This window comes from Pseudomonas sp. E141, from assembly GCF_052659885.1.
On record NZ_CP084024.1, the window covers coordinates 4,018,900 to 4,040,882 of the forward strand.

Annotated in this window: 22 protein-coding genes; 7 read left to right on the top strand and 15 right to left on the bottom strand. The window is 61.0% G+C overall.

Annotated features, from left to right (window positions below):
• Positions 1 to 31: 31 nt before the first annotated feature.
• From GKKCFE_RS17945 to GKKCFE_RS17975, 7 genes are all read right to left on the bottom strand, one after another.
• On the bottom strand, positions 32 to 838 hold the full coding sequence (locus GKKCFE_RS17945; RefSeq protein ID WP_076386576.1) for a DUF4892 domain-containing protein: 807 nt from the start codon (positions 836 to 838) through the stop codon (positions 32 to 34).
• A gap of 143 nt (positions 839 to 981) precedes the next feature.
• Positions 982 to 1,833: an alpha/beta hydrolase gene (locus tag GKKCFE_RS17950; protein WP_047230346.1), complete on the bottom strand. Its 852-nt coding sequence runs from the start codon at positions 1,831 to 1,833 to the stop codon at positions 982 to 984.
• On the bottom strand, positions 1,830 to 2,624 hold the full coding sequence (locus GKKCFE_RS17955; protein WP_047230345.1) for an alpha/beta fold hydrolase: 795 nt from the start codon (positions 2,622 to 2,624) through the stop codon (positions 1,830 to 1,832). Before GKKCFE_RS17955 ends, GKKCFE_RS17950 begins: the two co-directional genes overlap by 4 nt.
• A gap of 296 nt (positions 2,625 to 2,920) precedes the next feature.
• Positions 2,921 to 3,364 (bottom strand): hotdog fold thioesterase, encoded by a 444-nt coding sequence (locus GKKCFE_RS17960; RefSeq protein WP_047230344.1) that lies wholly within the window; start codon positions 3,362 to 3,364, stop codon positions 2,921 to 2,923.
• A gap of 54 nt (positions 3,365 to 3,418) precedes the next feature.
• Positions 3,419 to 3,871 carry a phosphohistidine phosphatase SixA gene (sixA, locus tag GKKCFE_RS17965; protein ID WP_047230343.1) on the bottom strand — a complete coding sequence of 151 codons (453 nt, stop codon included), beginning with the start codon at positions 3,869 to 3,871 and terminating at the stop codon, positions 3,419 to 3,421.
• Positions 3,868 to 4,215 carry a DUF4389 domain-containing protein gene (locus tag GKKCFE_RS17970; protein WP_445576919.1) on the bottom strand — a complete coding sequence of 116 codons (348 nt, stop codon included), beginning with the start codon at positions 4,213 to 4,215 and terminating at the stop codon, positions 3,868 to 3,870. Before GKKCFE_RS17970 ends, sixA begins: the two co-directional genes overlap by 4 nt.
• Before the next feature lie 30 nt (positions 4,216 to 4,245).
• On the bottom strand, positions 4,246 to 5,271 hold the full coding sequence (locus tag GKKCFE_RS17975; RefSeq protein WP_047230341.1) for an NAD(P)H-dependent glycerol-3-phosphate dehydrogenase: 1,026 nt from the start codon (positions 5,269 to 5,271) through the stop codon (positions 4,246 to 4,248).
• 164 nt (positions 5,272 to 5,435) lie between these two features.
• Here GKKCFE_RS17975 and GKKCFE_RS17980 point away from each other — a divergent pair, with 164 nt between their 5' ends.
• The 5 genes from GKKCFE_RS17980 (at position 5,436) to fabB (ending at position 12,428) form a co-directional block, all read left to right on the top strand.
• Complete coding sequence (locus tag GKKCFE_RS17980; protein WP_223194528.1) at positions 5,436 to 7,595, top strand: TonB-dependent receptor plug domain-containing protein; 2,160 nt, start codon at positions 5,436 to 5,438, stop codon at positions 7,593 to 7,595.
• Positions 7,596 to 8,528, top strand: coding sequence for an ABC transporter substrate-binding protein (locus GKKCFE_RS17985; protein WP_139049440.1), 933 nt, complete (start codon positions 7,596 to 7,598; stop codon positions 8,526 to 8,528).
• Entirely contained in the window at positions 8,525 to 10,432 is a 1,908-nt protein-coding gene (locus GKKCFE_RS17990) for an ATP-binding protein (RefSeq protein ID WP_047230339.1), read from the top strand. Before GKKCFE_RS17985 ends, GKKCFE_RS17990 begins: the two co-directional genes overlap by 4 nt.
• Before the next feature lie 248 nt (positions 10,433 to 10,680).
• Positions 10,681 to 11,196: a 3-hydroxyacyl-[acyl-carrier-protein] dehydratase FabA gene (gene fabA, locus GKKCFE_RS17995; RefSeq protein WP_047230338.1), complete on the top strand. Its 516-nt coding sequence runs from the start codon at positions 10,681 to 10,683 to the stop codon at positions 11,194 to 11,196.
• A gap of 11 nt (positions 11,197 to 11,207) precedes the next feature.
• Entirely contained in the window at positions 11,208 to 12,428 is a 1,221-nt protein-coding gene (fabB, locus tag GKKCFE_RS18000) for a beta-ketoacyl-ACP synthase I (protein ID WP_047230337.1), read from the top strand.
• Between the two features lie 188 nt (positions 12,429 to 12,616).
• Here the strand turns inward: fabB and GKKCFE_RS18005 are convergent, their stop codons facing one another.
• Together GKKCFE_RS18005 and GKKCFE_RS18010 are read right to left on the bottom strand one after the other, a co-directional pair.
• Positions 12,617 to 13,081, bottom strand: a complete 465-nt coding sequence (locus GKKCFE_RS18005; RefSeq protein WP_047230336.1) for a DUF3859 domain-containing protein — start codon at positions 13,079 to 13,081, stop codon at positions 12,617 to 12,619.
• Between the two features lie 151 nt (positions 13,082 to 13,232).
• Positions 13,233 to 14,243: an amidohydrolase family protein gene (locus GKKCFE_RS18010; protein WP_047230335.1), complete on the bottom strand. Its 1,011-nt coding sequence runs from the start codon at positions 14,241 to 14,243 to the stop codon at positions 13,233 to 13,235.
• 132 nt (positions 14,244 to 14,375) lie between these two features.
• Between GKKCFE_RS18010 and GKKCFE_RS18015 the strand changes: the two genes are divergently transcribed.
• Entirely contained in the window at positions 14,376 to 15,236 is an 861-nt protein-coding gene (locus GKKCFE_RS18015; RefSeq protein WP_445578054.1) for a pirin family protein, read from the top strand.
• A gap of 160 nt (positions 15,237 to 15,396) precedes the next feature.
• Here GKKCFE_RS18015 and GKKCFE_RS18020 read toward each other — a convergent pair whose 3' ends face one another.
• The 4 genes from GKKCFE_RS18020 to GKKCFE_RS18035 form a co-directional block, all read right to left on the bottom strand.
• On the bottom strand, positions 15,397 to 16,125 hold the full coding sequence (locus GKKCFE_RS18020; RefSeq protein ID WP_047230333.1) for a dienelactone hydrolase family protein: 729 nt from the start codon (positions 16,123 to 16,125) through the stop codon (positions 15,397 to 15,399).
• Between the two features lie 70 nt (positions 16,126 to 16,195).
• Positions 16,196 to 18,100, bottom strand: a complete 1,905-nt coding sequence (gene htpG / locus GKKCFE_RS18025) for a molecular chaperone HtpG (RefSeq protein ID WP_445576920.1) — start codon at positions 18,098 to 18,100, stop codon at positions 16,196 to 16,198.
• An 87-nt stretch (positions 18,101 to 18,187) separates the two neighbouring features.
• Positions 18,188 to 18,649, bottom strand: a complete 462-nt coding sequence (locus tag GKKCFE_RS18030) for a PaaI family thioesterase (protein WP_188252025.1) — start codon at positions 18,647 to 18,649, stop codon at positions 18,188 to 18,190.
• Positions 18,646 to 19,122 (bottom strand): PaaI family thioesterase, encoded by a 477-nt coding sequence (locus tag GKKCFE_RS18035; RefSeq protein WP_445576921.1) that lies wholly within the window; start codon positions 19,120 to 19,122, stop codon positions 18,646 to 18,648. The genes GKKCFE_RS18030 and GKKCFE_RS18035 overlap by 4 nt, the downstream gene beginning before the upstream one ends.
• Positions 19,123 to 19,280: 158 nt before the next feature.
• On the opposite strand from GKKCFE_RS18035, the gene GKKCFE_RS18040 reads away from it, so the two are divergent.
• A complete protein-coding gene (locus GKKCFE_RS18040) occupies positions 19,281 to 19,544 on the top strand; it encodes a hypothetical protein (RefSeq protein WP_139049437.1) in 264 nt (87 codons plus the stop codon).
• A 73-nt stretch (positions 19,545 to 19,617) separates the two neighbouring features.
• Here the strand turns inward: GKKCFE_RS18040 and GKKCFE_RS18045 are convergent, their stop codons facing one another.
• Both GKKCFE_RS18045 and brnQ read right to left on the bottom strand, forming a co-directional pair.
• Positions 19,618 to 20,355, bottom strand: a complete 738-nt coding sequence (locus tag GKKCFE_RS18045) for a DUF599 domain-containing protein (RefSeq protein WP_139049436.1) — start codon at positions 20,353 to 20,355, stop codon at positions 19,618 to 19,620.
• 207 nt (positions 20,356 to 20,562) lie between these two features.
• Positions 20,563 to 21,876, bottom strand: a complete 1,314-nt coding sequence (gene brnQ / locus GKKCFE_RS18050; protein ID WP_047230485.1) for a branched-chain amino acid transport system II carrier protein — start codon at positions 21,874 to 21,876, stop codon at positions 20,563 to 20,565.
• Positions 21,877 to 21,983: the final 107 nt, after the last annotated feature.

Consider the following 21,983-nt stretch of genomic DNA (forward strand, 5'->3'; position numbering starts at 1 on the left):
TGACGGCGTGAAGCACGTCACCCGAAACAGCTTAACGCAGCAGCTCAAGATGCAGGCCCGCCGCATCGCCCCTGGCGGCCTCCATTCGCGCCGCCCGGACCCCCTGATCGATCAATGCTTGCCGCCAGGCCTCGGCCTGGGGTCCGGCGACAGTGACTCGAAGACCCGTGTCCAGGTTCAGCGCCCGGGATAGCAGGCGCAACCAGGTTTCGTCCGGTTCGCCGACCAGACGCGGCAAGTCCAGCACGCCGGTGTCCTTGAGCTGGCGCAACAGCGTGGCCGATGTGGGCAGCAGGTTCCCCAGCGAGGCGTTTGCCTCGAACTGCTCGACATGCAGGTAAGCCTTGCGATTGCCGCGAGTAATGCCATACAGCGCAATCAGCGTGTTGTCCGCGGGCGGCGCCAGGCGCAGCAGCAGATAAGACTGACCGTTATCGGCACCATAGAGCTTGGCATTGCCGAACACTTCGTTGGCCCACAGGCTGCTTTCGCCGCAATCACGAGCCTGGCACCAGAACAACAGTTGCGCGTCCTGCTTCTGCAAGGCTTCGCGGGCGGCGGTGAAGGCCTGGGTGGCGGAGTGTTCCGGCGGAAGTTCGTAAGTCACCGACGTGGTGTTGCCACGGGCATCGACCTGCCCATCGAAGCGCAACTGGCCGCTGATCTTGCGGATCGAACCCAGGGGATAAATCCGCTCCAGGTCAGTGGTTTGCCGGTAATCGACAATTTGCGCGTCGGGCATGCGGGGCACCCGCTCCAGGTCCCGGCTGCCGGGAACATCGGCGGCAAACGATGCCGGGCTGAAGCAGGCCAGCGTAAGCAAGGCGAGTGAATGAATGGATAATTTCATCGGATCGGCATGGCCTGGGTCTCTGGGGTGAGGCCGGTGTCATCGATGCACTGCGAGGCCGCTAAACAGAGATCTGTCATGGTTGTCTCCCTTTTTCAACCCGCCCAGCCTCGACAGTTGCCAGGCGCAAGTCAAGAAACGGTGAAGAACCGATTGAAACAGTCTGCTACAAGCGCGGCGCCAGCCTCGTCGTTCAGGTGCAAATGATGACCGCCGGGCAACCGTTCATGACTGAAGGGTAGACGCTCCAGCAACTCGGGGTGTCGGGCAAGCATGCCGTCAGCAGCCACCACCAGATGCGCGGGGCAAGCGACCCGCGCCACGAAGGCCATGGCCTGCTCATCGGTCAGGCGAAGCGGCGATGGCAAGGTCAGGCGATTGTCGGTGCGCCAGGTATACCCTCCCGGCACCGGCATCAGGCCGCGCTGGGCCAGCAATTCGGCGGCTTCGCGACTGACCGCCACCAGGCCTTTCATGCGGGCCTCAATGGCCCGGTCGAGGGTTTTGTAGACCGGTTTTCGTTTTTGTTGCAAATCCAGCTGCGCCTGCAGGGCCATGCCCATGCGCTCGGCGGCGTTGTCGCCTTTGTCCGTGGGAGGGATCACCCCGTCGATCAGCCCCAGGTGCGTGACCCGGTCGGGCAAGGCTCCGGCGAGCACCAGCGAGACGATGGCGCCCATGGAATGCCCCAGCAGGGCGAAACGCGCCAGGCCCAGTTGTTCGGCGACTTGCAGCACATCATGGGCATAGTCCCACAGGGCATAGCCAGCACCGGGTGGGCGATGCCCGGAGTGACCGTGACCGGCCATGTCCAGTGCAATGACCCGCAGGCCCTCAAGCCGTGGAGCCAGCCGGGCGAAGCTGTTCGCATTGTCCAGCCAACCGTGCAAGGCGATCACCGGCCGGCCATCCTCCGGCCCGAACAGGTGGGCCGCCAGTTCAATGTGGGGCAGGCTCAGACGGACTTCTTCAACCCCACTCATAAGCTGCGCCCTTCCCAGCGCTGAAAGAGATCCTTGAGCAACCTGGCCGTGTCCTGCGGACGTTCCAGGGGAAACATGTGGCCGCCGGGCATGCTCAGGGATTCGCCATGGGGCATTCGACCCACCGAACGGGTGTGATGGCGCATCACCACGCGACTCTGCCGGCCGCGCACCACCGCCAACGGCACTTTGAGCATACGGGCCCGGCCGGGACTGGTGTGCGGCACGCCGCGGTAAATGCTGATCTCCGTGGCCGGATCGAAGCGCAGCCGCAAGCGGTCGCCGACTTGCTGCAAGCCATGTTGCAGGTAGGCGTCGAAGCATTCCGGGTCAAACCCGCGGAACAGCGTCTTGGCGGAAAAATACTGCCGGGCCGACTCCAGGTCTGCGAACTCTTCACGCCGGCCCAACGTCCGTCCCGCTGGAGTCAGACGATCGATGAACCCCAGGCGCTTGGCGGCCAGGATCACCCACTGATCGGCGCGGGTCAGCACCGGCGAATCGAGCATTACCACGCCACGATATAACTGTGGACAGCGCAATGCGGCATGCAGATGCAGAACGCCACCCAGGGAATGGCCGACGCCCCACACCGGTTCAGGTTGTTGTTCCAGGTGATGGATGAGCTCGTCCACCAGGTTGTGCCAGTTATCGTCTGCCGGAAAACGCGGGTCATGGCCGTGCAATTCCAGATGCGCGACCTCGTACTGCGGCGCCAGCGCGGCGAACAGCTTGCCGTAAGTGGCCGAGGGAAAACCATTGGCGTGGGCGAAAAACACCTGTTGCGACATGACAGTGGATCCATAGGGAAACTGGAACCGATTGTCCGCACATCCCGGTGGCGCGGCAATGACCGTAACTGACAGCAATGATGACAGTCGGGCTTGGGCTATGGCGTTGTATGAGCGATGTAAACCCGTGGCGAGGGAGCTTGCTCCCGCTGGCCTGCGCAGCAGGCCCAAAACCAGGCGTCGCGGTGTGGCAGGCTAACCGAGTCGATGGGTTTGCGGGGCCGCTTCGCAGCACAGCGGGAGCAAGCTCCCTCGCCACAAGAGCGGCCCATCAGTCACAAACATGCATTCGGGTTTCAACGCGCCGGCGGCTGTTCACCCAGCGGCACCACGGCCATGGTCAGGCGCGACACGCAGTTGACTTTGCCTTCGTCGTTGGTCAGGCGGATATCCCAGACCTGGGTGGTGCGGCCCAGATGGACCATCCGGGCCGTGGCCGTCACCCGACCGCTGCGCACAGCACGCAAGTGGTTGGCATTGATCTCCAGGCCCACGCAATAGAACTTGCTGGTGTCCACGCACAGATAGGCCGCCATGGACCCGACCGTTTCAGCCAGCACCACCGATGCACCGCCATGCAACAGGCCGAATGGCTGGTGGGTGCGGTGATCGACCACCATGCTGGCGGTCAGGGACTCGTCGTCGAAAGATTCGAAACGAATGTCCAGCACTTCGCTGATGGTGTTTTTACCGGCGGCGTTCAGTTGCTCGATGTTGGGGGTGGTGCGCCACAGACTCATCGTTGTCCTTCCTTTATGTTTTTTGTTGTGCTCAACCCTGCGACCAGAGACCTCTCAGGGATGCTGAATGCCCTTGAGCTGCATCGCCCCGGCCAGCGGCAGGTCACCCTCCAGCTCGGCCAGGCCAGCCGTTTTAACCTGTTCGGGTTGTTGCAGGTGACCGTGTTGCAGAAAGCCCAGCAGGCTGCCCACCAGCGGGTTATGGCTGACCAGCAGCACGTCGCCCTGATCAACCAGCTGTTCCAGGACTTTTTGCGGGCGGGTTTCCGGCGTGAGCCAATCAACAGTGATCAACTCAGGCGCGAAGCCCAAGGCTTCGCGCACCAGTTGGGCGGTCTGTTGGGCGCGCAGGTACGGGCTGGCATAAATGGCGCTCAGCGGCTGGCCGATCAGCGCGGCGGCACTGCGCAGTGCTTCTTCGCGACCGTGAGCGGTCAGCGCCCGCTCAGGGTCGGGACGGGCACCGTATGGCTCGGCTTCCCCATGACGCAATACCCACAATTTCATAGCTTGGGCTCCTCGTCCCGGACCGGATGCGGAGCCGGCGCCACCACGTGCGGCGCTTCACCTTCCGGCGTGCGCGGGGTGGGCCAGTCAGCGAATGGCCAGGGTTTCTGGTCGCTGTGGAAGGTGCCGAAACGGCCGATCTGCGCCAGGAACTGGCTCAGGTTGTCACCAAAGTTCATCAGGCTGGCACTGGGCGCGCCATAGATCAGCCGGTAGATCAGTTGCACCAATACCACCGCGCCCAGGATGAACTGCGCCACCTGCCAGACCAGCAGGTAAATCACCATCCACAACACACGCAGCAGGATGGACTCGTATCGGGCCTGCTCTTTTGGATCGCTCATGGTTTGCTCCCGCTTCTGATCAATAGAGGCTCAGTTGAAGCCACTGGTGGAAATGAAATCGACGTCGGTCTTGGGCTCGCCACGCATCAACAGTTCGATCACCTGCTCCAGCGTGCGCCCTTCGAACAGAATCGCATGCAGCCCCGCGACCAATGGCATGTAGACCCCGGACTCCTGAGACTTGGCCTTGAGCACCTTGAGCGTATTCACTCCTTCGGCCACTTCACCCAGGCGCGACACAGCCTCGTCCAGGCTCAACCCCTGACCGAGCGCGAAGCCGACCTGGTAATTGCGGCTTTTAGGCGAGGAACAGGTGACGATCAAATCGCCGACCCCGGCCAACCCCAGGAAGGTCATCGGATTGGCACCCTGGCTGACGGCAAAACGGGTCATTTCCGCCAGCGCCCGGGTGATCAGCATGCTTTTGGTGTTCTCCCCCATGCCCAGCGCCACCGCCATGCCGGCGATGATGGCATAGACGTTCTTCAGCGCCCCGCCCAGTTCCACACCGAAACGGTCGGCACTGGCGTAGACCCGGAAGGTTCGCCCATGCAGCGCGGCCTGGACCCGCTGGCACAGTTCTTCGTCTTCACTGGCGACCACGGTGGCGGTCAGCGCATGCTCGGCGATCTCGCGCGCCAGGTTCGGCCCGGAAATCACACCGATTCGAGCCTTTGGGGCGATTTCTTCGAGAATCTCGCTCATCAGCTTGAAGGTCTGGGCTTCGATCCCCTTGGTCAGGCTCACCAGCAATTTGCCGCTCAAGCGTTCGGCATGGGGCGCCAGGACCGAGCGCAGGGCGCTGGACGGCAAGGCGACGAAAAACAGGTCGCAGTCCTGCAAGGTGGCCTGCAAATCAGTCACCGGTTCAACTTCAGGGCGGATCTTGATGCCCTTGAGGTAACGCGGGTTCTCGCGATTGACCCGGATGGCCTCGGCCTGCTCCGGGTCACGCATCCATTGGCGCACCGGGTGGCCGTTCTCGGCCAGCAGATTGGCCACGGCGGTACCGAAACTCCCGCCCCCCAGGACCGCAATCGGGCGCTGTTCAGTCATATGCAATCCGTTCATCCATACCAAGTGGCAATGCCGGGCATTATACGGAGCGGCCACACCGCGACCAGCCCCGACTACAATTACCGGCAGTTGTAGGAAGCTGACCATCAATTCCTAGGAAAATGCTGTCAACGTGAATGGAAAAGTCGCTCACCTCAGTTAACATGCCGGCCATCCTTTCCCTAATCAAAGGCTGTGCCGTGTTCGTTGGCCCTTCCCGTTCAGGTTCGTCGCTCGTATTGGCGCTGTTCATCAGCCCGCCAGTGCTGGCCGACGACTTGTTCGTCGACAGTCAGCCCCTGCCCCAAGTGTTGACGGCCACGCGCCTGAAACAATCGCCGGCGGCGGTCCCCGGCAGCATGACCGTGCTGGACAGCGAATTGATCAAGGCCAGTGGCGCCCGGGACATCAGCGAACTGCTGCGCCTGGTGCCGGGCATGATGGTCGGCAATATCAGCGGGAACCAGGCCGCCGTGAACTACCACGGCACCAACGCCACCGAAGCGCGGCGCATGCAGGTGCTGATCGATGGCCGTTCGGTGTATCGCGCCGGCCTGGCCACGGTGGACTGGAGCGATATTCCAGTGGCCATGGAAGACATCGAGCGGATCGAAGTTTTCCGCGGCCCCAACACCGTCAGCTACGGCGCCAATGCACTGATGGCGGTGGTCAATATCATCACCCGCGCTCCGGCCGACAGCCACGGCACCCGCCTGAAAATCACCCGAGGCCAGCGTGGCATCAGCGACTGGTACGCCAGCCAGGGCAGCGGTTGGGAGAGCGGTGACCTGCGGCTGTCACTGTCCGGCCAGGAAGACGACGGCTTTGACAGCAACCGCACCGGCGCCGATTACCGCGACAGTCGACGCTTGAACCGTTTCAACCTGTCCGTCAGCCAGACCCTGAACGAACAGCAGAGCATCGACTGGCAACTGAACGCCAAGGACGGGACCAATCAGCGGCCTTATACCTACCGTCCAGTGTTCGCCGGGATTACGGCCGCCGGGGATAACTCCGATGTCGTCGCCAAGGACTACGCCGGTTCGCTGCGCTGGAACCTGGACCTGAACCCCAACCACAGCCTTTATGTACAAGGCTCGCTCCAGCATTGGGATCGCCAGCAGACCTGGCGCGCCTGCGATGCCGAGGTCTCCTTCAGCCCGCAGTTGACCGATCTGTGGTTGCTCAACCCTAACTACGCCGAGAAGCTGGCGCGCAATATTCCCAGCTTCACCGGCACCGGTGCGCCGCCCGGCACCCCGCAAGAACAGGCGCTGGCCAATCAGGTGCTCGATCAATGGCGCAACGGCGCCTCGCAAACCTTGTGCGGCGATATCGACCAGAGCGCCCGTGAGTCGCGCTACGACCTGGAAATCCAGGACACCCTGAGCCTGTCCGACAGCCTGCGACTGGTCACCGGGGCAAACTATCGCTACGACCGGGCCGACTCCGAGACGTACTTCAACGGCACGCTGGACGACACCACTTGGCGCCTGTTCGGCCAACTGGAGTGGCGGGCCAGCGAACATTGGCTGGTACAGGGCGGTGCGATGTTCGAAGACACCCACCTGACCGGCAGCTCGCTGACGCCGCGGGTGGCGGTCAACTACCTGATCACGCCACGCCATGGCCTGCGGGCGGTGTACTCCGAGGCGGTGCGCTCGCCGGACATGTTCGAGAACAATGTCAATTGGAGTTATCAGGTCACCAACCTCAAGCCCACCGCCTTCGGCCAGAGCAGTGCCCGTTATTTTGTCCAGACCCGAGGGCCGGGGAACCTGGACCAGGAGCACATGCGCTCCCGGGAACTGGGCTACAACGGTTATTTCATGAACCTGGGGCTGAGCGTCGATGTGAAGCTGTTCCATGACGAAATCACCGGCATGATCAGCGAACCCCTGCGCAACAATCAGTACATTGCCAGCAACGCCAATGAATCACAGTTTTCCGGGGCCGAAACCCAGTTCGACTGGCGCATCACCAGCGCCGACCGCCTGCGCCTGACCTATGCCTACGTCGATGCGCTGGCCAGCAACGCCCTCGACGAACAGCCGACCGCCCGCAATAGCGGTTCGGCCGGCTGGCTGCGGGACTGGGGCCGAGGCTGGAACAGCGCGGTGTTCTATTATGGCGCCGACGACCTCAACGGCTATCGCTTTGAACGAGTCGACACCCGCCTGGCCAAACGCATTTCTTTGGGCAAGGCCAACCTGGAACTGGCGGGCATCCTGCAACAGCGTCTCGACAACCAGCCCACTACGTTTGTCGACAACCGCTACGACTCCCGTCACGTCCTGTATTTCACTGCGGAGTTGTCGTTCTAGATGTTCCGGGGTCAATCGCGCAAGACGCCCTTTCGTGGCCGCCTGCCGCTGGCGCTGTGCCTGGTGTTTGCAGGCTGGCTGGCAACGATCGAGGCCCGGGCCGCCGAGATTGTACTGACCGGCGTGCGTAACAGTCCTGGCGTGCAGTCTTTCACCCAGGCCCTGAAAGTCCTGCGCCCCGAGGACGACGTCAGGTTTACTCCGCTGGCCAGCCTGCCGGCGCCCGGCAAACTGCCACGCAATGTCCGCCTGATTTTGCTTGACCTGCCCAGCCTCGACTGGCGCCTGCAGGAAACCCACGGGCCCGCCACCCTGGTACTGCGAATCAGCCGCCAACAAGCCAGGGACCGCCTGGGCGAGACAACGCCCGATCATCTGAGCCTGTTGTGGAGCGATCCGCCGCTGACGCGGCAATTGCGTCTGATCCGCGCGATCCTTCCGCAAATGCGCAGGGTCGGCGTGCTGTTCGATGGGCACAGCGAGTTCCTGCTCAAGGAAATCCGCCAGGCAGCAACGCCGTTGGGGCTGGAGATCGTGAGTGAACGCTGGGACGACACCAGTGACAGCCGCCCTCTGCAAAAGCTGTTGGGCCGCAGCGATGTGCTGCTGGGGCTCGACGACCCCGATCTGTACAACCCCAAGACGGTAAAGAATCTGTTGCTCAGCAGCTACGCCCGGCAACGTGCGCTGATCGGGCCCAACGCCGCTTTCGTCAAGGCTGGCAGCCTGGCCAGCACCTACAGCGACCAGGAGGACTGGCTGGCAATTCTCGACGATTTGCTGGACCGTCCCGCCGCCACCTGGCCCCGCACCCTGTATCCGGCCCGCTTCAAAGTCCTGAGCAACCAGCAGGTCGCCCGCTCACTGGGGATCGAGCCGATTGACGCCGAATCCGTCGCTGCACAGCTGGCCGAAGGAGAACAACGCCCATGACCTTGCGTCGCCGCTGGGACATCAATACCCGCACCCAGCTTATCGCCCTCGGCCCGGCCTTGCTGCTGACGGTGCTGTTGATCAGCTTCTTTACTTTTGTGCGAATCCAGGACCTGCGCCAGGAACTCAACCACACCGGGCAGTTGATCGCCAACCAACTGGCCCCGGCCACGGAGTATGGGGTGATATCGGGCAATAACGAGGTGCTGGAAAGCCTGCTCACCGCCACCCTGGCCACGCCTCATGTGCGTTTTCTGGAGGTGCAAGACAGCAAGGACCGGGTTGTGGTGTATGTCGAGCAGCCCGCGCAAGGCCGCAAGCATTCCCAGCAGATCGAAGTTTTCCAGGCGCCGGTTCGCTTGCAGCGCATTGCCTTGAACAATGATTTCCTGCAAGGCAACAGCATGACCATCGAGGCGCCCGATGAGGATTACCTGGGCCGGGTGATCGTCGGCATGTCCAGTGACGCCTTCAGCCAGCGGCAGCAGGAAATCCTCCTCAAGGCCGCGATCCTGGCGCTGTTCGCCCTGCTGTTCACCTTCCTGGTGGCGCGTCGCCTGGCGTCCAACCTGTCCCGGCCGATCCGCGACATCGGCAACGCAGTCATGGCGATCCAGCAAGGCGACTACGGTACGCCGCTGCCCATCGTCGACGATGCCGAACTGGGGGCCTTGTCGCGGCATATCAACAATCTGGCCGACGGTCTCGAGCAAGCCAGCCGTGAACAGCACCAGGCCATGGCGCAACTGATCAAAACCCGGGAAGAAGCGGAGAAGGCCAACAGCGCCAAGTCCGAATTCCTGGCGATGATGAGCCATGAACTGCGCACCCCCATGAACGGTGTACTGGGCATGCTGCAACTGCTGGAAACCACCGAAATGACGGAGGAGCAATTCGAGTACACGGCGCTGGCCAGCGAATCCACCGAGCACCTGCTGAAAGTCATCAACGACATCCTCGACTTCTCGCGCATCGAACGCTCGGCCCTGGAACTGGAACACATCCCGTTCAATCTGGCGGAGCTGGTCGCCAGTTGCGCCCAGTCGTTCCAGCACAGCGCCGCGCAACGCAAGCTGGGCCTGGACCTGCTGATCCCTGATGACATGCAGCCCTTACAGGTGCAAGGCGACCCGACGCGGATCCGGCAGATCCTGGTCAACCTGATCGGCAATGCCCTGAAATTCACCGAACAAGGCCGCGTCACCGTGCAATGCCAGTGGCAGGCACTGGATCACGAACTCCTGTGGTTTACCTGCACGGTGCGCGACAGCGGCATCGGGATCGCGACCGAAAGCCTGGAGCGCATGTTCGATGCCTTCCAGCAAGCCGACAGTTCGATTTCCCGGCGCTACGGTGGCACCGGCCTGGGGCTGCCGATTGCCCGCACCCTGGCTGAGCGCATGGGGGGCACATTGCGCGCCCAGAGCGAAGAAGGCCAGGGGTCGGTGTTTACCCTGGAGATCCCTCTGGCCCTGTCGAAAAAGGCACCGATAGCCCTGGCGCCAAAGCTCCCCGACGGCATCGGCAGCGGTCATGGCGAGGGCCGCAACGTGCTGCTGGTAGAAGACAATCCGGTGAACCAGACCGTGATCGAAGCCATGCTGCGCAGCCTGGGCTTCACCGTCAGCATCGCCGCCGACGGCGCCCAGGCCATCCGCAGTGCCGAAAGTCTGATTTTCGAGGCGATTCTGATGGATTGCCGGTTGCCCATCATCGATGGCTACGAAGCCACGCGACAGATCCGCCAGTTACCCGGCTGCGGCGAGGTGCCCATCATCGCTCTGACGGCCAATGCGCTACAGGGCGATCGCGAAGCCTGTCTCGCGGCGGGCATGAACGATTACCTGGCCAAACCGTTCAAAAGAGCTGATCTGCAGCAAATTCTGCAGCGCTGGGTGCGTTAGTGCAGGCGTTTCGACCATCTGCGACTGGCGTGAAAGGCGAAAGTGCGGCAGTCTTAACCACCCGAACAAGTCCCGATTGGGGCTTGAATAAAAATTTCAGTGCACAGGTGTACATTCATTTCCCGTGTGCTGTGACTTTCACTACAACGCAATAGTCTATGAGTAGGCTGTCGATTCGAGGCATGAACGCTTCGATCGGCCGGGAAGATTTGCCCCACCCTGCCGCATGGGACTATTGAGGAGCTCGCATGACCAAACAAAACGCCTTTACTCGGGAAGACCTGCTGCGCTGCAGTCGCGGTGAGCTGTTCGGCCCAGGTAACGCGCAACTGCCCGCCCCGAACATGCTGATGGTGGATCGCATCACCCATATCAGCGAAGAGGGTGGCAAGTACGGCAAAGGTGAATTGGTCGCCGAGCTGGACATCACTCCTGACCTGTGGTTTTTCGCCTGCCACTTCGAAGGTGATCCGGTGATGCCGGGCTGCCTGGGCCTGGATGCCATGTGGCAATTGGTCGGTTTCTTCCTCGGCTGGCAAGGCCTGCCAGGCCGCGGTCGCGCCCTGGGGTCGGGCGAAGTGAAGTTCTTCGGTCAGGTTCTGCCGAGCGCGAAGAAGATTACCTATAACATTCATATCAAACGCGTCCTCAAGGGCAAGCTGAACATGGCCATTGCCGATGGTTCAGTGGCTGTGGATGGTCGCGAGATCTACACCGCCGAAGGCCTTCGGGTCGGCGTTTTCACCTCCACTGACAACTTCTAAGGGTTATCCGCATGCGCCGCGTCGTTATCACTGGTCTGGGCATCGTTTCGTGCCTGGGCAATGACAAAGAGACCGTCTCCGCTAACCTGCGTGCAAGTCGCCCTGGCATCCGGTTCAATCCGGAATATGCCGAAATGGGTCTGCGTAGCCAGGTTTCCGGCTCCATTGACCTTCCCCTCGAAGAGCTGATCGATCGCAAGATCTACCGTTTCGTCGGCCATGCGGCGGCTTACGCCTACCTGGCCATGAAGGACGCCATCGCTGACTCCGGCCTGACCGAAGAGCAGGTGTCCAACCCGCGCACCGGCCTGATCGCCGGTTCCGGTGGTGCCTCGACCTTGAACCAGATGGAAGCGCTGGACATCCTGCGCGAAAAAGGCGTCAAGCGCGTCGGCCCGTACCGCGTCACTCGGACCATGAGCAGCACCGTTTCCGCCTGCCTGGCCACGCCATTCAAGATCAAGGGCCTGAACTACTCCATCGCCTCTGCCTGCGCCACCAGTGCCCACTGCATCGGCAACGCCATGGAGCAGATCCAGATGGGCAAGCAGGACGTCGTGTTCGCCGGCGGTGGTGAAGAAGAACACTGGAGCCAGTCGTTCCTGTTCGACGCCATGGGCGCCCTGTCCAGCAAGCGCAACGACACCCCGGAAAAAGCTTCCCGCGCCTACGATGCCGACCGTGACGGCTTCGTCATCGCTGGCGGCGGCGGCATGGTGGTGGTCGAGGAGCTGGAACACGCTCTGGCCCGTGGCGCGAAAATCTACGCGGAAATCGTCGGCTACGGCGCCACTTCCGATGGCTATGACATGGTCGCCCCAAGCGGCGAAGGCGCCATCCGCTGCATGCAGATGGCCATGTCCACCGTCGACACGCCCATCGACTACCTGAACACCCACGGCACTTCGACCCCGGTCGGTGACGTTGCGGAAATGAAAGGCGTGCGCGAAGTGTTCGGTGCCAACGCCCCGGCCATCAGCTCCACCAAGAGCCTGTCGGGTCACTCCCTGGGCGCCGCGGGCGTTCACGAAGCGATCTACTGCATGTTGATGATGGAAGGCAACTTCATCGCCGGCTCGGCCAACATCGACGAACTGGACCCAGAAGTGGCCGACCTGCCGATCCTGACCAAGACTCGCGAAGACGCCAAGATCGACACCGTGATGAGCAATAGCTTCGGCTTCGGCGGCACCAACGCCACCCTGGTATTGAAGCGCTGGCAGGGCAAGTAAGCCCCGCCGCAACGCCACACACAAAAACGCCCCGACTGGTTCGGGGCGTTTTTTTTGGCTGCTCTGCACACCACATTCCCTGTGGATAATTCCCTTGTGGGAGCGAGCCTGCTCGCGATGAGGCCCTGACATTCAACATCTATGTTGGCTGACAGATTGCTATCGCGAGCAGGCTCGCTCTCACAGATTCAGCGCACGACAAACCGTTGCTGCGCCAGCAATCGATCGCCCTGGAACACCATGAACCGCCACTCCCCCGGCACCACTTCGTGGCTTTCGGTGAACTCGTAGGCCATCACATCCTGCGGTGCACCGGGCACCAGTTTCTGGGTGACTTCGAATTTATCGTGGCGCACGCCATCGGGGGTGCGAATGCCTGGGGTGAAATACAACAGGGTCAATGGCTGGTCGTCAGCCACCTTGTCCGCCAAGCGGTAGCGCAGACCGAACTTGGTGCCCAGCTTGGCCGGTACACTTTCAGTCTGCCGGATCTGCTCGTTGCTGCGGCGCAGAACCCGCTCCCCTGATTGCAGTTCGGCTTGGGGCCCTTCGAAGATACCGTACTCCACCGGGCCTTCGACACGGACTTCCGCCTGGGCCAGGCCGCAGACCGACAACAGCGCGACCAGTGCGCTTGAACGGGTGAGGTGCATAGTGCGCTCCTTGATTGTGATGAGCGCGAGGGTATGACGCGGCGGTGACAGGCTGATGACAAGGCGATGGTCACCTTGTGCACTGAGAGCTTCTGTGGGAGCAAAGCTTGCTCGCGCTGCAGGCGCCCTCAATTGCGAAATTGCAATACCTTCATTGCGGGCAAGCCTTGCTCCCACACAACACCGCCAGGAAATTATCCCGAGCTACGTTCTTCGCCACCTCTTCCGGCAACGCATCCAGGAACGGATCGAAGCTGCGTAATTCCTTACCGACATTGTCGAAACGCCCCACTACATCCGACCCCAACATAAAACGCTCCGGGAAGCGCTCCACCAGCTTGAGCCACGCCTCGCGGGGTTTGCCCGCCTCGTCCAGCAGGTAAGGCGTGAGCACGCTCCAGGACAGGTCGATGTACAGGTTCGGATAGGTCTCCAGCATCCGGGTCAGTGTCGGCAACAGAAAATCCAGCCGCGTCTGGTGACGATGGATCTCCATGCTGGTGCCGGCATGCGCCCAAATGAACCGCGTGTGAGGATGGTTGCGCAACGGCTCTTCAATTTCCGGCAAATACAGCGCATTTTTCTCACGCTTGGAGGTGATGTTGGAGTGCAGCAGCACCGGCAGATCGTTCTCCGCCGCCAGATGATAGATCCGCGTCATGGCCTCGTTGTTGGCCCGCGGGGTGTCCCCCGACGTCAGTGCCGTCAGGTCGTCATGGCGGGTGAACACCTCACCAATGCCTTGCCACAAACCCGGATACAGATCGAGCATGCGCTGGATGTGCATGGCGGAGTTTTTGTCGTTGGGGTTGAAACCGGACAAAAAAGGATGAAAGTGCTGGCGTTGTTCAGCGGTCAACTTGCTCACCGCCGCCGCGACAATTACATCGGTGGCGCTGTACCAATAGGCGTCCGCATCGTCACCGGCGTAGTAACGCGGGCGCTTGGGCTCATCCTCATGCCATTTCTTGGCCACCGGTATGCCTGAAATCATCACATGCTCGATGCGATTGTCGGCCATCGCCTTCAGTAACTCGGGCATGCCGGCGGTTTCCTGAAAGAAATCGACGTAATGCAGGTGTGCATCGCTGTAGGCATATTCGCGGGCCATGACGCCACTGCTCGAAACGGCCAGCAGCCAGGCGAAGATCAGACGGGTCATGGGCACGGGCGGACTCCAGAAAGTTATGAACAGGATAGACCCCGACCGTCGCGTCCGGGTTCACGGCGCATGTGCCGTCAGTTGTCCGTCGGGTTATGCTTTGCCCATCCGTTGTTCAACCTGGAAGACATCATGATCACGCCCCTGACCATTCGCCCACGCGCAGAAGATGTGGAAGGCCAGCCGATTCTTCGCCCGCTGCCGTCCGCCAAGTGTCGCAGCGTCGGACCGTTCGTTTTTTTCGACCACATGCTGCAAACCTCCTACAAAGCCGGTCAAGGCATGAACATTCGTCAGCATCCCCATATCGGGTTGTCGACCCTCACCTATCTGTTCGAAGGGCAGCTCCAGCACAAGGACAGCCTTGGCTCCGATCAAGTGGTGGACGCCGGGGACGTCAGCTGGATGACGTCGGGCAGCGCCATCGCCCATGTCGAGCGCACGCCCGAATCACTGCTGGGCAGCGACTTCGTCATGCACGGCTTGCAAGTCTGGTTGGCCTCGCCCCAATCCCACGAACAGGGGCCTGGACACTACAGCCATCATCCGGCGCACACCCTGCCGGTCAGCGATAACCTGGGGGTAAAGATCCGGATGATCGCCGGGTCGGGTTTTTGCCTGGAATCACCGGTGCCGACGCTGTCCCCGACCCTGTACGCCGAACTGAACCTGCAAACCGCAACGACCCTGCTGATTCCCACCGAGCATGAAGAGCGGGCACTGTATGTGCTCAGCGGCGAGGCGCAGCTGGACGGTGAACCGCTGGAGCGCCACTCGTTGGTGGTGCTCCCGGCCGGGGAACAAATGACACTGTTCGCCGACAGCGACTGCCATGCGGTGCTGTTCGGCGGCGCGCCGCTGGATGGGCCACGTCGGATCAACTGGAATTTCGTCTCCAGCGATCCGGCGCGAATAGACGAAGCCCGCCGGCGTTGGGCGGCCGGGGACTGGCCGACCGTGCCGGGGGAAAGTGAGCGGATCGAATTGCCCTGAATTCAGCGGTGTCTGACAGGCCGCCATCGCGAGCAGGCTCGCTCCCACACTGGATCGTTGCCATTCGCAAATGGCGCGAACACCTCGGTCAAATGTGGGAGCGAGCCTGCTCGCGATAGCAGTCTGGCAGGCGACAGCCTATTCAGCACCAGGCCCGATCTCAGCCCCTGAGCACTTCATCCAGCAAATTATGCATCGACCGGAACGCCCGTGCGGCAACCTTGGCGTCGTACATCATCTTGCCCGGGACATTGGCCTGTGGATCGGTGAACGAATGCACCGCACCACCGTAGCTCAGCAGTTGCCAATCCACCCCGGCGGCGTTCATTTCGTCTTCGAAAGCCGGCAGTTGCTCCTTGGGCACCAATGGGTCCGAGGCGCCATGCATGACCAGCACCGCCCCCTTGATGTTCTGCGCATCCGCCGGATTGGGTGTGTCCAGGGTGCCATGGAACGAAATAGCGGCCTTCAACGGTGCGCCTGTGCGTGCTAGCTCCAGGGAGCAGCAGCCGCCGAAGCAGAAACCGAACGTGGCAAGTCTCGACGCATCGACCTGCGCCTCACCCTGACTTTGCAGCTGCTCGAATGCCGCCTGCATGCGCTTGCGCAACAAGGCACGATCATTCTTGAGCGGCATCATCGCAGCCCCGGCTTCATCGGCATTGGTCGGGCGCACGTCCTGGCCGTAAAGATCGGCGATCAACACAACATAGCCGTTGGCCGCCACTGACCTGGCGATTTCCTCGGCCCCCGCCCCTACGCCCATCCAATTGGGCGCCATCAGCAAACCCGGGCGCGAGCCCTGCTGGCTAACGTCGAAGGCCAGGCGGCCCTCATAGGTTCGACCATCGATCTGATACTCCAGCGAACTAACCGTAACCTGACTCATGACGGACTCCTCTTGAAACGGAACACCAGAAATGAAAAAACCCGCCGAAGCGGGTTTTTCCTGCACTTGATTAAGCTGACAGTTCAACCAACAGCTTGTTCAGGCGGCGCACATAGGCCGCCGGGTCCTTCAGACTGTCACCCGCCGCCAGGGCGGCCTGATCGAACAGGATGTGCGACAGGTCGCCGAAACGCTCTTCGCTCTGCTCGTTGTCGAGCTTATCCACCAGCGGGTGAGCCGGGTTGAATTCGAAGATCGGCTTGGAGTCCGGGACTTTCTGGCCGCTGGCTTCAAGGATCTGCCGCATCTGCAGGCCCAGGTCCTGTTCACCGATGGCCAGGATCGCCGGGGAGTCCGTCAGGCGGTGAGAAACCCGCACTTCGCTGACGGCATCGCCCAGGGCAGTCTTGATCCGCTCAACCAGGCCTTCCTTGCTCTTGGCGACTTCTTCGGCGGCTTTCTTGTCTTCTTCCGAATCCAGGTTACCAAGGTCCAGATCACCACGGGCCACGTCGATAAAGCTCTTGCCGTCGAACTCGCTGAGGTAGCTCATCAGCCATTCGTCGATGCGGTCGGTCAGCAGCAGCACTTCGATGCCTTTCTTGCGGAAGACTTCCAGGTGCGGACTGTTCTTGACCTGTGCATAAGTTTCACCGGTCAGGTAGTAGATCTTGTCCTGACCCTCCTTGGCGCGGGCCAGGTAATCGGCCAGGCCAACGATCTGTTCGCCATCATCACCCTGGGTCGAAGCAAAGCGCAGCAGGCCAGCGATTTTTTCTTTGTTGGCGAAGTCCTCGGCAGGGCCTTCCTTCATCACCTGACCGAAGTTCTTCCAGAAGCTCTTGTACTGCTCGGGCTCGTTTTTCGCCAGTTTTTCCAGCATGTCCAGAACACGCTTGGTCAGCGCCGACTTCATGGAGTCGATGATCGGGTCTTTCTGCAGGATTTCCCGCGAAACGTTCAGGGACAGGTCATTGGAATCGACCACGCCCTTGATGAAACGCAGGTACAGCGGCAGGAACGATTCGGCCTGGTCCATCACGAACACACGCTGCACGTACAGCTTCAGGCCGCGTGGTGCTTCGCGCTGGTACAGGTCGAACGGCGCACGGGCCGGCACGTACAACAGCGAGTTGTACTCCAGCTTGCCTTCGACCTTGTTGTGGCTCCAGCTCAGCGGGTTCTCGTAGTCGTGGGCGACGTGCTTGTAGAACTCCTGGTATTCCTCGTCCTTCACCTCAGTACGCGGACGGGTCCACAGGGCACTGGCGCGGTTGACGGTTTCCCATTCCACTTCGGGCTTTTCTTCGCCTTCGGCAGCGGTGACTTCCTTCGGCAGCTCGATCGGCAGCGCGATATGGTCGGAGTACTTCTTGATGATGTTGCGCAGGCGCCAGCCATCGGCGAACTCGTCTTCACCGGACTTGAGGTGCAGCACAATGCGGGTACCGCGATCAGCCTTGTCGACGGTGGCGACTTCAAACTCGCCCTCGCCCTTGGACGACCAATGCACGCCTTCGCTCGCAGCGAGGCCGGCACGGCGGCTGAACACTTCGACCTGATCAGCGACGATGAACGCGGAATAGAAACCGACACCGAACTGGCCAATGAGGTGGGAGTCTTTTTTCTGGTCGCCGGAGAGGTTCTTCATGAAATCGGCGGTGCCGGACTTGGCGATGGTGCCCAGGTGAGTGATCACCTCTTCGCGGCTCATGCCGATGCCGTTGTCTTCGAGGGTGACGGTCTTGGCGTCCTTGTCGAAGCTCACGCGGATTTTCAGTTCGGCGCCGCCTTCCAGCAACTCTGGCTTGGACAGGGCTTCGAAACGTAATTTGTCGACAGCGTCAGAGGCGTTCGAAATCAGCTCGCGAAGGAAAATTTCCTTATTCGAATACAGCGAGTGAATCATCAGGTGCAGCAGTTGCTTCACCTCGGTCTGGAAGCCCAGGGTTTCCTTTTGAGTTTCCACGCTCATGGTCATCAAACTCCAAGTGGATGGTGGTGTCCGCCTCGCAGAGATTGGCGGCGGGATGTCCTCAAGGTGGGGGCAACGCTGATGATTTCAAGGGCTATGCGCTTTTGAAGACTCCTGAATCTTGAAATGCGCCCGGGCGGTGGCGATGGGTTCGGCCTCGAGATCCTGCCAGGCGGTGATCGCAACATTGGCTACCCGGCGCCCCTGGCGCCAGACCTGGCATCTGGCATAAGTGTCGCGAAACTGCCCGGCGCGCAGGTAATCCAGGGAGAAATCGATGATTTTCGGCACGCCCGTCGCACGGGTGGCAATCAACAGATACACCGCGGCCGACAACTCCATGAAACCGGCGATGACGCCGCCGTGGATGGCCGGCAATAAAGGGTTACCAATGTTGTCCTGGTTGGCCGGCAGGCGAAACAGCAGCTCCTCGCCCTGACGCGAGCATTCCACGCCGATCAACCGCGCATAAGGAATCGAGGCCAGCAGCAGCGCGTAGTCGCCCCGCTCGCAGGCGTGGCGCAGTTGTTCCTGAGTGATATCGCTCATGGCTTGTCTACGGCAGCCATCGGGCCACCCCTTTTGATTCCCTTGGCGTGCTGGCCCAGGCGCATGAAGGTGCCCACCACATGGGCGATGGGTTGTTCGGGGTCGTCCTGATAGGCAAATCCACGGCTGAAGATCACGTCCTGAGTGACCCGATAGCAGTGGGCAAAGCCATAGACGTCCTTGTTCGGCTCAGCGGCGTGCATGTAGTCGATGCGCAGATCCAGGGTCGGACAGACCTCGAACTGCGGCAACACGCACAACGTCGACATGCCACACGCCGTGTCCATCAATGAGGTCAACGCGCCACCATGGATGATGCCCGTAAGGGGGTTGCCGACGATCTGGGGGCTGTAAGGCAGGATCACAGTCAGCCCCTCGGGACTGGCACTGTGCAACTTCAAGCCCAGCACCTGACAATGTCGCAGTGCGGACAGAAAGCGTGTCGCACGCTCAAAAACGGGGTCTTGCGCCATTGGATTTAACGCCTTTATTAATGAGCAGTCGCGGTAACGAGCATGCCCTGTAAAGTTCCGTTCCCATGCAAAGTTATATATCTGTAGCAAAAGAGGAACTTAATCCAAGGGGGGGCGTTCAAAAGGCCAGTAGTTATTTCCATAAGGAGAAACACCCCATGCGTAAGACTTTAGCTATTGCCTTGATGTTGGCCGCCTCCCTCGGTCTCGCTGCCTGCGATAAAAAATCCGAGGACAAAGCTCAAGATGCCGCCGAACACTCTGAGCAAGCTCAGGAAAAAATGAACGAAGCACAGGATAAAGTGAACGACGCAGCGAAAGAAAACGCCGAAGCCGCCAAAGATCAGGCCGAATCGAACGAAGCTGCTACACAGGAACAAGCACCTGCAACAGCGCCCGCCACCGCACCAGCTACCAACTGATACGGTTTGGGCTTAAAAGAAACCCGCCTGGCGCGGGTTTTCTTTTGTCTGCAATTTAGTAGTGACCGTCCTGTCAGGCCGGGTCCTTGCTTATATCAGGCAATGGCGCTTCGGTGGGGGTGTAAACCATGACCTGCAGCACGTCGGAATGAAACTCCCGGCGGTACAGCACCAACACCACGCCTGCACTCATCAACATGAACAGCCAGGGGCTGACGAACCACGCCAACATGGTCATGCCGAAATAATAAGCGCGCAGGCCAAAATTGAACTGGTTGGCCGCCATGGAGATCACCCGCGCCGCCCTGAGCGCGAAGGCCTTGCGTTCCTGCGCCGATACATGTCGCTCGCCGATCATTGGCGCCGATCCCACCAGAACCGCCGCGAAGTTGTATTGGCGCATGCACCAGCTGAAGGTGAAGAAGGCATACACAAACACCAGCGCCAGGCACAGCAACTTGGCCTCGGACATGCCTTGGGACGCCTGCTGCACCATCGGCAAGTCGGCCAACAACGACACCGCACGATCGGACGCCCCAAGCACCGTCAGGATGCCCGCCAGGATGATCAGCGTGCTGGAGGCGAAGAAGGACGCGTTGCGCTCCAGGTTGCCGATCACGCTGGCGTCGGCGATACGGTTTTCGCGCAGCAACATGCGGCGCATCCAGTCTTCGCGATACAAGTGCATGACGCTGGCCAGACAGGCCGTATCGCGGGCTTTCAACGACGCATAACGGGTGTAGCCGCCCCAGCAGACGACGAACCAGACCGCGGCCAGAAGATGGATCAGATTGGCTTGGATGAATGACATGTAATTCCTTATCTGACGAAGAACATGGAGCAGCTTGCGATTGACCCTGCTCAGTCCACAGGGCCGGCACAAGCCTTTCAAGACAATGCTTCGACGTTAGTCCAAGGAAAAAGACACTGCACCCGCGCCATAAAAAATGCCCCGTATCGATGGATACGGGGCATTTGTTTTTTACCGGTGGGCCCGCTCGTGGCAGGCCGCGGCAACTCAGGCCAAGGCTTCGCTGCGCTTGCCCAGCAGACGATCACACACCAACGCAACCGCCAGGGTCATCACCGACGGCACGAGCCAGGCCAGACCCTGCTCGCTCAATGGCAGATGGGCCATTTGCGTCGGCATCCAATCCGCCAGTCCAGCGCCTTTAAGCGCATCGATCAGGCCGAACAGGAACGACACCAGCATGACCGGGCCGACGATGCGCCCCTGCTCATGCCAGAAGTCCTTGCAGAAGCTCAGGGCCACCAAGGCAATGCACGGTGGGTAAATCGCGGTCAGGACCGGGATCGAGAAAGCGATCAGCTTGGTCAGTCCGAGGTTCGACACCAGCAGCGAAAACGCCGCCAGGATGACCACCAATGTTTTGTACGACAGCGGCAAGACACGGCTGAAGTACTCGGCACAGGCGCACGTCAGGCCAACTGCAGTGACCAGGCACGCCAGGGAAATCAGCACCGCCAGGAAACCGCTGCCCAGGCTGCCGAACGTGTGTTGCACATAGGCATGCAGCACAGCCGCGCCGTTTGTCGCGCCCGCGGCCACTTCATGACTGCCAGACCCCAGGCGGAACAGACTGACATAGACCAGCGCCAGCCCGACCCCGGCGATCAGCCCGGCGATGATGGCGTAGCGGGTGATCAAGGCAGGCGATTCAACGCCCCGGGAACGGATCGCATTGACGATGACGATGCCAAACACCAATGCGCCCAGGGTATCCATGGTCAGGTAACCGTTGATGAACCCTTGGGAGAATGGCGCGGCCACGTATTGCGGTGTCGCCACGCCGATATCGCCGGCGGGCAAGGCAAACGCGGCAATGCCCAGCACGGCCAGAGCGATGATTTTCAGCGGGGCAAGGAATCGCCCGACGGTGTCCAGCAAGCGGCCGGGATAGAGCGAGATGAAGAACACCAGCAGGAAATACACCGCACTGTAGAGAAACAGTGCCAGCGGGCTTTCACCGGTCAACGGCGCCAGCCCGACTTCGAAGGAGACGGTGGCGGTGCGTGGAGTCGCGAACAGCGGCCCAACGGCCAGGTAGCACACAGCCGCCAGCAGGCCACCGGCCACCTTGCCGATAGGACTGCTCAAGGCATCCATCGCCCCACCGACCTTGGCCAGCGCAACGACGGTGATGACCGGTAGCCCGACCGCCGTGACCAGAAAGCCCAGCGCCGCCATCCAGACATGGGGCCCGGACTGCAAACCGACAATCGGCGGGAAGATGATGTTGCCAGCCCCGACGAACAGGGCAAAGGTCATGAAACCAAGCGCCAGGATGTCCTGGCCTTTCAACACTTTCATTTTAAGGAAACCACACTGCTGAATCGGAATTTAGAGAGGGACTTCCCTTAAGGATGGAGGGAAATGCTGCCGATCCGTATAAGACCAACCCGTTTAGCGCGCCGCTT